Genomic DNA, 9,506 nt, shown 5'->3' on the forward strand with positions numbered 1-9,506 from the left:
AGTGCTGCTTGTCGGTCTCGTGGGGAAGTCTTGCGCGTCGGTGCGGTGGGGGAGTCCTGCTTGTCGGTCGCGTCGGTCCCTCGCGAAACTCCTGCACGGGCGGCGCGGCGCGGTCCTTCCGCTGCCGCCTCTGCCTGCCCCTGCCTGGATGCCGTGCCGCCTGGACGCCGTGCCGCCTGGACGCCTGGACGTCGGGACGCCGTGCCGCCTGGACGCCTGGACGTCGGGACGCCGTGCCGCCCGGGCGCCCGGGCGCCCGGACGCCCGGACATCCGTCCCGGACGATGAGCCATGGCCGCGGACCACCGCCCCGGCGAGGCTTGTGCCATGACACAGGCGAAAGCGACACGTAACGACAAGACGGGCACCGAGAGCACCGTGCTGGTGATCGGCGGCACCGGCAAGACCGGCCGCAGGACCGTGGCCCGGCTCCGCGACCTCGGCGTCGAGACCCGAGCGGCCGCACGGTCCGGCGACATCCCCTTCGACTGGGAGGACCCGACGACCTGGCAGGCGGCTCTCGACGGGGTCGATGCCGTCCACATCGTCCCGCTGGACATCTCGCCCTCCCCGACCCCCGCCTTCGTCGAGCAGGCCGTCGCCGGCGGGGTCCGACGGCTGGTGCTGCTCTCGGCCCGCGGCGTGGACGTGCCCGGCTACTTCGGTCCCTCCTTCGACGGCGAGGGCCCGCACGCCGAGAGCGAGGCGGCCGTCCGGTCCTCCGGCGTCGCCTGGACGATCCTGCGACCCGGATGGTTCGCCCAGAACTTCAGCGAGGGCGTCTTCCTCGACGGCGTACGCGCAGGCGAACTGGCCCTGCCCACCGGCGACGGGTCAGCCGCGTTCATCGACGCCGACGACATCGCGGCGGTCGCCGCCGCGGCCCTGACCGAGGACGGTCACGACGGCGCGGTGTACGAACTCTCCGGCCCCCGCGCGCTCGGTATCGCCGACGTACTCGACGAGATCGCGAAGGCCTCCGGCGTGCGTGCCTCCTACGTCCCGGTCGAGGAGTCCGCCTACCGGGCCGGCCTGGTGGCGCAGGGGGCGTCCGAGGAGGAGGCCGCGCTCTGGACCGACGCGATGCGGCCGATCCGCACGAGCCGGGAAGCCCCGGTAACGGACGGCGTGCACAGGGCACTCGGCCGCCCACCGCGCGATTTCACCGATTTCGTCCGGGCCGCGTCGGAGGCGGGTGCCTGGTCCTGACGAGCGTGACCGGTCTGACGGGTCGACGGGTCGACGGGCGGGCGTGACAGGCCTGACGGGTCGGCGGGTCGACGGGCGGGCGTGACCGGCCTGACGGGACCGGGGTGGGCACGAGCGGCCGCTCACCCCGGTCGTCCGTGCTCACCCCGGTCGTCCGTGCCCACTCCGGTCGCCCGTCAGCCCGCCGGTACGGCGCGGTCCGGTACCTCGGCCGTGGCAGCCTCCCGCCGGTACGCGCTCGGGCTCTCGCCCCGGATCCGTTTGAACGCCGCGCTGAACCCGAACGCATCCGCGTACCCGACCCGCCGCGCCACCGCCGCGACCGTCAGTTCCGGGCGGGTCAGCAGATCGGCGGCGAGCGTCATCCGCCACTCGGTCAGGTACGCCACCGGCCCGTTCCCCACCAGCTCCGTGAACCGCTTCGCCAACGTCGTCCTCGACACCCCCGCCCGGCCCGCCAGCTCCGCCGTCGTCCACGGGTGAGCGGGATCCTCGTGGATCGCGCGCAGGGCGGGCCCGGCCACCTCGTCGCCGAGTGCGCCGTACCACCCGGGCGGCTCGGCCTCGGGACGGTCGAACCAGTCCCGCAGCGTGCACACGAGCAGCCAGTCCAGGAGCCGGTCGAGCGCGATCTGATGCCCCGGCCGGGCCCCGCGGATCTGCGTCTCCAGATAGTCCCGGAGCGGCGCGCACTCCTCCTCGTCCGGGTCGGGAAGCACCAGGACCGGCGGCAGAGCCCGCAGCAGCCGCTGCGGAACCTGCTCCCGTACGTCATAGGCGGCGGCCAACAACACGGTGGAGCAACTGAGTTCGAGATCCGTGTCCACGGACTCCGGCGAGTCCTCGCCCCAGCGCACCTCACGTACGCCCGCCCGGGACCCCGCCGGCGTACCGCCCGCCGGTTCGTCGGTGAAGACGAACGGCGCCGGCCCCCGCACGATCGCGGTCTCACCGAACGCCACCCGCCGCGCCTCCCCACCCTCCGGCACGATCCACCCCGCACCACGCAGCGGTACGCACAACGTCAGATACGTTCCGTCCGCGAACCGCAGCGACCACGGTGGCCACAACACCGAACGCCCGAACACCGCACCCTTGCCCCGCACGCCCTGCAACAGCTCGTCGAACACGTCCATGGCACCAACGATAGGCAGGGCGGCGGGGGCCGGGAGGCTTACCTGGGCACCACCGGCCGGGCATGGCCCCGACGCCCCGGGAGGGATGTGCCCGACCGCCGGGCGGCCCTGACCTGATCGACCCGGATCGCCATGGCTCTACACCGCGCGGCCACCGCCTCCGTACTCCTGCACCATCAGCCGCGCACCAGCCCGTAGCCCGGCACCCGAGCCCTCTCTGCACGAGCGACACTCGCCGGCCACGAACAACCAACGACCAACGAGACCACGACGCTTGCGCCCACCCCCACAACAATGAAGCCCCAGGTCCATGACCTGGGGCTTTGCTATGGAGCGGGTGACGGGAATCGAACCCGCGCTCTGAGCTTGGGAAGCTCATGTTCTACCATTAAACTACACCCGCGCGACACGGCTTTGGGTACGCCGTGGCTGCGCTCACGATACCTCATCCCTGGTCCCCGGTGCTTGCGCCGTGGGGCCTTTGTGCTGTGCGGGCCGCTGTGCGGGGGGTGTGCGCGGAGGGCGGACGGGGCTGCGGGGGGCCGGAGTTGGGGCGTAGCGTGGGGGTGCGGGAGGCGTCGGCGCGAGGGTGGGTGGACCGTCTCGCGAAGGGTGGGTGTGCCGCCTGGAGGGCCGTCCCTTTCATCCCGTAATGTGCGCCCCGAGCGTCAGTTGCCCGTACGGGTCTGGCGGCCCACGGGCCGATGTTGCGGCCTGCCGGTCGAACTCGGCCACCGGTCGATGTCGGGGAAGGAACACGAGACTTGATGGAGCGCACGACCGTTGTCCGATGTGCCGAGGGGCACGTGTTCAGCACGGCTTCGTTTCCGATGCAGCAGCTCGGGGCGGAGCGGATCGGTCCCGGCCGGCTGATCCGGTGTCCACGGTGCGCCCGGCTGCGGCATGCCGTTCCCGTGGAGTCGGCCCGGGGCTGACCTGCGCGGGGCGCGAAGCGGGCGGGGATCGACGAGGTGGCGCGGGTCCGGATTACGGCGGGCCCGCGCCACGTGCGTATCCTCGGTGCGTGCTTCTCTCAGACAAGGACATTCGGGCGGAGATCGATGCCGGGCGGGTGCGGATCGACCCGTACGACGCGTCGATGGTCCAGCCTTCCAGCATCGATGTGCGGCTCGACCGCTATTTCCGGGTCTTCGAGAACCACCGCTATCCGCACATCGACCCGGCGGTCGAGCAGACCGATCTGACGCGGATGGTCGAGCCGGACGGGGACGAGCCGTTCATCCTGCACCCTGGTGAGTTCGTGCTCGCGTCGACGTACGAGGTCATCACGCTGCCGGACGATCTGGCGAGCAGGCTCGAGGGCAAGTCGAGCCTCGGGCGGCTCGGGCTCGTGACGCATTCCACGGCGGGCTTCATCGACCCCGGCTTCTCCGGGCACGTGACGCTCGAGCTCTCGAACCTGGCGACGCTGCCGATCAAGCTCTGGCCCGGGATGAAGATCGGCCAGCTGTGCATGTTCCGGCTGTCGTCACCGGCGGAGTTCCCGTACGGGAGCGAGCGCTACGGGTCCCGGTACCAGGGGCAGCGCGGGCCGACGGCCTCGCGCTCCTTCCTCAACTTCCACAGAACGCAGGTGTGACGTCGGCATGAGTGACGTACGCGAGAACCTTACGTACGACAAGTTCGGCGTCGCAGTACGCGAGCTGGCCCAGGCCGTGGCCGACGACGGCTACGAGCCGGATGTGATCCTGAGCATCGCGCGCGGCGGAGTCTTCGTCGCGGGCGGTCTGGCATACGCCCTGGACTGCAAGAACATCCACCTGGTGAACGTGGAGTTCTACACCGGCGTCGGCACCACGCTCGAGATGCCCGTGATGCTCGCCCCGGTGCCGAACGCGATCGACTTCTCCAACAAGAAGGTCCTGATCGCCGACGACGTCGCCGACACCGGCAAGACCCTGAAGCTGGTCCACGACTTCTGTCTCGACCACGTCGCAGAGGTGCGCAGCGCGGTCGTCTACGAGAAGCCGCAGTCCCTGGTGAAGTGCGAGTACGTCTGGAAGCGCACGTCCGAGTGGATCAACTTCCCCTGGAGCGTGCAGGATCCGGTCGTACGGCGGGCCGGTCAGGTGCTGGACGCCTGAGGGGGCGTACCGGCGGGGCGGGCCGATGCCGATGGTCGTGTCGGTGCGGTAGGGGACCCGAGCGGTGGCTCGGGAATCCCCTGAGTCACACGCGTCACAGGGTCGGCGATTCGGCCACCGGGGGCTCCGGTCGGGGCCCTGTGGCGTCGCGGTCGCGCGTTCGATCCCTTGGGCTCGCTGGGCTGTAGCGCGTCCGAATTCGAGCGCGTTCGAATCCTGTCGCCTGTCGTTGATCCGTGCATCGCCGAGCCGTCCGGGCGCGGCACCGTCCTCCGGGAGGGATGCAGGGTGACTGCGACCGATGCTTCGATCGACGACTCCGCCGACGCCTCGACCGACCGCGTACCGACACCGCCCCCGCCGCCACCGGCGGTGATCACCTTCGAGGGCAAACACGGCAGGAATCCGCTGGCGGATGCGGGTTTCCGTGCCATGTGTGCGCGGTTGCCCGCGGTCCTGTGGCGTACCGCCAGGATGGCGTGGGCCGTCGACCGGCCGGCCGTGCTGCTGCTGTTCGTGTGCCAGGTGCTGACCGGCGTCGCGGCCGCCGTCGTGCTCGCGTTCACCGCACGGGCGATGACGCATCTGCTCGGGTCCGGTGCGGTGTCCGAACGCCTGCAGGGTGCGCTGCCCGCTCTGATCATGGTGACCGTCGCCGCCGGCTTCGTCCGGGTCGGCGGCGCGCTGGCCTCGTACGCGGACGGCCGGATCACGCCACGGCTCACCACCGAGGCGGACGTGGCACTGGTGGCCGCGGTGTGCCGGGTCGAGTCCTCGGCGTACGGCGAGGACGGCTTCGCCGAACGACAGGAGGCGGCCGAGGTCGGGGTGACGCGGACGCGGTTGATGGTCCAGGACTCCCAGCGGTTCATGGCCGCGCTGGTGCGGATGATCGCCGCGAGCGGGGTCATCACGGCGTTGCACTGGATGATGCTGCCGCTGCTCCTGCTGGCCGTCCTGCCGGCCGGTGTCGGGGCCGTGCTCTCCGCGCGCGTGGACTACGAGACGCACTACGCGAACGTCGGCGATCGCAACGTCCGGTCCATGATGCGCTGGTGGGCCACGTACTCCCGCTTCGGTGACGAGGTGCGGGCCAACGGCATGACCGGATACCTGGGTTACTGGTACCGCAGCCTGTCCGACCGGATCGACGAGCGGACCCTGACCGCAGCCCCGCGCACACTGCGCATCGCGCTCGCGACGAGTGCGCTCGGCGGGCTCTTCCTGCTCGGCACCTGGGCGACGCTCGCCTGGCTGGCGATGAGCGGGCGGATCGCGCTGCCGGTGGCGGCCACCGGGGTGGTGGCGGTGCAGACGACGCTCGGCGCGCTCGCGCAGTTCGTGATGCACGGGGCGGCGATGTTCCACACCTCGCTCTATCTCGCGGACATGCGGGGCTTCCTCGACGCGGCGGCGGAGCGCGCTCCGCGCCGGGGCCCGGCGACGATCCCCGAGCGGGTCGACGAGATCCGCCTGGAGGAAGTCGTCCACAGTTATCCGGGCAAGGAGGCGCCGGCGGTCGACGGGGTGTCCCTGACGCTGCGCCGCGGCGAGATCCTGGCGATCGTGGGGGAGAACGGCAGCGGCAAGTCCACCCTCGCCCGGTTGATCACCGGCGTCCTGCTCGCCGACAAGGGCCGGGTCATGTGGGACGGCACCGATCTGGCCGGGGCGGATCCGGACGCGGTGTGGCGGCGTACCGCGCTGGTACCGCAGAACTTCGCCTGCTGGCCGCTGCGCGCCAGGGAGAACATCACGCTCGGGCAGCCGCGGACGTCTCACGACGACGAGGTGTGGCGGGCCGTCGACGACGTCGGTATGCGCGAGGCCGTGGAGGCGCTGCCGCGGCAGCTGGACACCTTGCTGGCCAAGGAGTTGTGGGGCGGGGCGGAGCTGTCCGGCGGTCAGTGGCAGCGCCTGGCCTGCGCACGTGCGCTGTACCGGCGTACGCCGCTGCTGATCCTGGACGAGCCGACCTCGCAGATGGATGCGCGCGGTGAGCACCGGATCTTCCTGGAGATCAAGCGGATCGCTGCGGAGCGGATGACGGTCGTGGTGACTCACCAGTTGGAGAACACCCGGCTCGCGGACCGCATCGTCGTGCTGCGCAAGGGGCGGGTCGTGGAGCAGGGGTCCTACGACGAACTGGTGGCCGGGGGAGGGTTGTTCGCCGAGCTGGTGGGTCTCGCCAAGGACCGGTAGTCCGGTCGGGGCGGACGGCCGGGCCGCCCGCGGGTGCGGGTAGTCCGGCCGTCGAAGTGGGCCTCGGTGGCGGGGAGTTCGGCGGCGACGGCGGTGGGGCCGTTCGCGTGGGTCAGAACGTGCCCAGCTTGATCAGGGAGACGAGGGCGACCAGTTGGATGGAGGAGGCGGCGAGGGCCTTCGGCCACGGGAGGTCGTGCGAGCGGCTGACCATCAGGGTGAACAGGACGCCCGCGCCGACCCAGGTCGCCCAGCCGAGCATCTGGACCAGTGAGGCGTCGCCGCCGAGGAACATCGCGAAGAGGAGCCGCGGGGCGTCCGTCAGCGACATGATCAGCATGGAGAGGCCGACCGTGGGCTGCCACGCTCCGTCGCCGCCGAGCTGGCGGGCCAGGGTGTGGGTGACGGCGCCGAGCACCAGGGCGCTGATGACGATCGCGATGCCGGTGGTCAGGACGATCGGGACGCTGGTCCCCAGGGTCGCGTCGATCGCCTCCTCGCGGGCTCCGTCGAACCCGAAGACGGCCAGCAGGCCGTAGAGGAACGTGACGATGATCGCCGGGCCCCACATGCTGTGGTCGCGCATCTGCAGGAACGTCGGGCCGGGGCGGGTGATCACGCCCTTGAGCAGCGGCTTCCAGTGCAGTCGCGGTCCTGCGGGGCCACCGGTCTGTCCGGCCCGGTAGGTCTGGCCGTCGCCGTAGGGGTCCTCGCCGATGCTGAAGGACTGGGTGTGCCCGGGGTTGTTCGCCGCGTACGGGTCCTGGGGGGCGCCGCCCTGCTGGTACGGGTCGAAGTACTCCGGTTCGCCGTGCGCGCTCGGGTAGCCGCCGCCCTGGCCGCCGCCGGCCTGGGGCCACTGCGGGGGCGCGGGGCGGTTGCCCGGGTACTGCTGGGGGCCTCCGTACGGGGGCGCGGGCGGGCCGCCGTACGGCGCCTGTCCGCCGTACGGCTGCTGCGGGGGTTGTTGCGGTTGCGGTTGCCTCGAGCGGTTGTCCCGGCCGCGTCCGATCCTGAATCCAGCCACGTAATCGAACGTACCTGGTCTCGCGGGGCGAGGGGGTGGGGGTGGGCGGATCACCGGTCCTTTGCCGCCGACCTGTGACATCCCCTAGGGGAACCCTGACCTGGTAGCCGGATGGTGGTGAGAGCCTGTGGCCCGTGCGGTGTTCGGGGGTGCGGGAGGGTTCCCCGCGGGCGTCAAAAGGTGTCCTCGACCGTCGGACGCTCCGGTGCGTTGCCGCACGGGCTGGAGAGCGTGCCTGACGGACGTCAGCTCGCCGTGCCGAAGGACGTTGTGCTGAAGCTGAGCACGGGCCGCGTGGCCAGGCCCTTGGCGGTGCCCCGGAACACGGTCACCGAGTCGCCTTCCCGGCCGAGGTCGGTGCGTACGACCAGGTCGTCGCGCTTGTCCCCGTCGAAATCGGCGGCGGCGACGACGCCCGCGGTGCTGCCACGGGCCGGCAGGCGTACGGGAGTTCCCTCGGCGGCGAGGCCCTTGCGGGTGCCGGCGTGCACGACCGGCCGTTCGCCGGTGACGACGAGGTCGCTCAGGCCGTCCCCGTCGAAGTCCCCGGCGTCCAGCGCGGTGCCGTCGGCGTCCAGGGTGGCGCGGTCGGTGCCCGGTACGTCGTAGCGCAGGGCGAGACCGCCGGTGCGGGTGCTGATCGCGGCGTCGGTGCCGCGGCCCTTGCCGAAGCGGCCGAGTACCAGGTCCTGGCCCGCGGGGAAGATCACGCCGGTGTCGTCGGGGCCGGTCGGTGAGCCGAGCACGAGTCCGCTCTTGCCGCCGGCGCCCGCCTGCACGACCAGGTCGTCGCGGCCGTCGCGGTCGGCGTCGACGGCGGGCCCGCGGAGCCGGGTGCCGGGAGCCTTGGTGATCCTCCCGGAGCGAGGGGCTCCGTTCCGGGTGAACGGACCGCGCAGGAAGCTGATTTGGGTGTTGCTCGCGTGCACGGCGAGGTCGGCGCGGCCGTCCCCGTCGTAGTCGCCGCACACGGGCTGGTCCGGCCAGTCGTTGCCGTCCCGCGCGGTGCCGGGCATCCGCAGCCGTACGGCCTTGCCGCGGATGCCGTCGGGCGAGCCGAACAGGATCTGCAGCGGTACGGGCGGCTGCCCGATCCCGTCGTACGGCGGGTCGGTGGAGACGACCAGGTCGGTGTACCCGTCACGGTCGAGGTCGCAGCTGGCCGCCGTGTCGAAGGCGGCGGGGGTGACGCCCTTGACCGGTGCGGCGCGCTCGCGGGGGCTGAGCAGCTGGCGGGCGCCGGCGTCGAGCCCGTGGGCGGTGCCGTAGACGATGCCGATGCCGGCGTCGTCGTCGTGGCCGCGGTGGGCCAGCTCGTCGAGGACCAGATCGCGGCGGCCGTCCCCGTTGAAGTCGTCGGCGACACGGCTGCCCTTCCCGCGCGGCACCGGGGTCTTCGGTACGGCGGCCTTGCCCGCGGCGGACAGCGGCCGCCGGCTCGAGGCGGGCCGTTCTGCGGGGTTGCTCCCCGTGCTGCAGCCCGCGAGGAGTACCGCGAAGCCGGTCACCGCTATCGCCGAGGCCATACGTATCCGCACGACGCCACTCACCCCATCCGCCACCGGAACAACAACTTCCCCATGATGCGGCAGCGGGCCCGCGGCGTAGACAACGGTTCCATCCCGATCGCGGGCGCAAGCCGGACAACAGGGTGGAACCGCCCCTGTCGCGCGCGAAGGGCCCGTCCGGGCCGCACTCCAGGTGCGGCCCGGACGGGCCCGAAACAGCCGTTGACGCCCGCTACTTGACCGGTTCGGGTTCCGGTGCGTCCTCGGTCTCCGCTTCGCCTGCCGGGTCGGCCGGGGTCTTCACCGAGTCGAGGAGGAG

7 protein-coding genes and 1 tRNA gene are annotated in these 9,506 nt (G+C 71.9%); 4 read left to right on the top strand and 4 right to left on the bottom strand.

The window, feature by feature from the left end:
• The first annotated feature begins 327 nt into the window (after nt 1–327).
• Nucleotides 328–1,209: an NAD(P)H-binding protein gene (locus DSC45_RS29355; protein ID WP_119295029.1), complete on the top strand. Its 882-nt coding sequence runs from the start codon at nt 328–330 to the stop codon at nt 1,207–1,209.
• 176 nt (nt 1,210–1,385) lie between these two features.
• Here the strand turns inward: DSC45_RS29355 and DSC45_RS29360 are convergent, their stop codons facing one another.
• Both DSC45_RS29360 and DSC45_RS29365 read right to left on the bottom strand, forming a co-directional pair.
• Nucleotides 1,386–2,345, bottom strand: coding sequence for an AraC family transcriptional regulator (locus DSC45_RS29360; protein WP_119295005.1), 960 nt, complete (start codon nt 2,343–2,345; stop codon nt 1,386–1,388).
• 329 nt (nt 2,346–2,674) lie between these two features.
• Nucleotides 2,675–2,748 (bottom strand) — tRNA-Gly (locus tag DSC45_RS29365).
• Between the two features lie 621 nt (nt 2,749–3,369).
• Here DSC45_RS29365 and dcd point away from each other — a divergent pair.
• The 3 genes from dcd to DSC45_RS29380 all read left to right on the top strand — a co-directional run bounded on the left by dcd (nt 3,370) and on the right by DSC45_RS29380 (nt 6,652).
• Nucleotides 3,370–3,945: a dCTP deaminase gene (gene dcd / locus DSC45_RS29370; RefSeq protein WP_119295006.1), complete on the top strand. Its 576-nt coding sequence runs from the start codon at nt 3,370–3,372 to the stop codon at nt 3,943–3,945.
• Between the two features lie 7 nt (nt 3,946–3,952).
• A complete protein-coding gene (locus tag DSC45_RS29375; protein ID WP_119295007.1) occupies nt 3,953–4,450 on the top strand; it encodes a phosphoribosyltransferase in 498 nt (165 codons plus the stop codon).
• A gap of 288 nt (nt 4,451–4,738) precedes the next feature.
• Nucleotides 4,739–6,652 carry an ABC transporter ATP-binding protein gene (locus DSC45_RS29380; RefSeq protein WP_205571463.1) on the top strand — a complete coding sequence of 638 codons (1,914 nt, stop codon included), beginning with the start codon at nt 4,739–4,741 and terminating at the stop codon, nt 6,650–6,652.
• Nucleotides 6,653–6,764: 112 nt separating this feature from the next.
• Here the strand turns inward: DSC45_RS29380 and DSC45_RS29385 are convergent, their stop codons facing one another.
• A complete protein-coding gene (locus tag DSC45_RS29385; protein ID WP_119295008.1) occupies nt 6,765–7,760 on the bottom strand; it encodes a Yip1 family protein in 996 nt (331 codons plus the stop codon).
• A 164-nt stretch (nt 7,761–7,924) separates the two neighbouring features.
• Nucleotides 7,925–9,217: an FG-GAP repeat domain-containing protein gene (locus DSC45_RS29390; RefSeq protein WP_346426686.1), complete on the bottom strand. Its 1,293-nt coding sequence runs from the start codon at nt 9,215–9,217 to the stop codon at nt 7,925–7,927.
• Nucleotides 9,218–9,506 lie beyond the last annotated feature (289 nt).

Origin of the sequence: Streptomyces sp. YIM 130001, assembly GCF_003574445.1 — a bacterium.
Taxonomy (GTDB): Bacteria; Actinomycetota; Actinomycetes; order Streptomycetales; family Streptomycetaceae; genus Streptomyces.